Genomic DNA, 1,159 nt, shown 5'->3' with positions numbered 1-1,159 from the left:
GCCGGTCGCCCTCGGCCCGCTGCGGACGGCGACGGCCGGCGAGCTGGACCTCGCGTCCGCGCCCGTCGTGCCGCTGCTCACCGACGGCACCGCCCGGGCGTGGGCCTCGCTCGTCGCCACGGGCGAGCAGCTCCCGGCCGTCACGCCGGGCGCCCCGGTCGGCGCGAGCGCCGGCCTGCACCTGCTCCGCGACGTCGAGATGGTGCTGTCGGTCGAGATCGGTCGGGCCCGCATGACGGTGGCCGAGCTGCTGACCCTCGCCCCCGGCCGGGTCGTCGAGCTCGACCGGGCCGCCGGCGCGCCGGCCGACCTGCTCGTCAACGGCCGGGTCGTCGCCCGGGGCGAGGTCGTCGTCGTCGACGAGGACTTCGGCCTCCGCGTCACCGAGATCCTCGGGAGCGAGCAGAGCTGATCGACCGTCCCAGGGGCCCCGCCGCGCGACGTCGCGGCGGGGCCTCGTCGCGTCCGGGGACCCCCGGGCGGTGCGGAGGTGACGCCCCCGGGGACGCTCCCTGACGGTGAAGGTGACGCCTCCTCTACCCGAGGGGCCCGCGACGGCGAAGGTGACGCCTCCTTCACCCCAAGGACCCTCCTGGACGTGACGGTGACGCCTCCTTCACCCCCGGGGGCCTCGCGACGGCGAAGGTGACGCCTCCTCCAGCCCTGGAGGTCCTCTGACGGCGGAGGTGGCGCCTCCTCCAGCCGGAGGACCTCACGACGACGCGCGCGTGAGGCGCGCCGGTGGGGTGGGCGACGACCTTCGGCGTCCGCGCGCGGACCACCCGACCGGCTCAACCCGCAGCCCGGACGTGCCGAGGAACCAGGCATGGACTCGCTCGGTCTCCTGCTGAGAGTGGTCGCCTCGCTGGCGGCCGTGCTCGGCCTCGTCTGGATGGTGCGCCGCGGGATGCTGCGCGGCCAGGGCGGTCGCGCCCGCGCCGCCGTCGGCAGCATCTCCGTGCTGGCGCGCCAGCAGCTCACCAACCGCGCCAGCGTCGCGCTGGTGCAGGTCGGAGGGACGGGCCTCGTGCTCGGCGTCACGGACTCCTCGGTGCAGGTGCTGGCCAGCCGCCCGGTCGACGAGCTGCTCGCGCAGCCCGTCGAGGCGGCTCCGCAGCCCGCGCCGCGCGGGCCCCGGGCCGTGGCGAGCCGCCCGGCC

Annotated in this window: 2 protein-coding genes; both read left to right on the top strand. The window is 77.2% G+C overall.

From position 1 onward, the window contains the following. A partial coding sequence (gene fliN / locus HLB09_RS17400; RefSeq protein ID WP_171204532.1) for a flagellar motor switch protein FliN occupies positions 1 to 412 on the top strand: 412 nt, incomplete at its 5' end. A 414-nt stretch (positions 413 to 826) separates the two neighbouring features. Continuing rightward, positions 827 to 1,159 (top strand): FliO/MopB family protein (locus HLB09_RS17395; RefSeq protein WP_171204531.1); only part of this gene is annotated, 333 nt, incomplete at its 3' end.

Origin of the sequence: Pseudokineococcus marinus (assembly GCF_013004605.1) — a bacterium.
GTDB lineage: Bacteria > Actinomycetota > Actinomycetes > Actinomycetales > Quadrisphaeraceae > Pseudokineococcus > Pseudokineococcus marinus.
The sequence above is the reverse complement of the archived record's forward strand: the minus strand, read 5'-3'. Positions and strand labels throughout refer to the sequence as shown.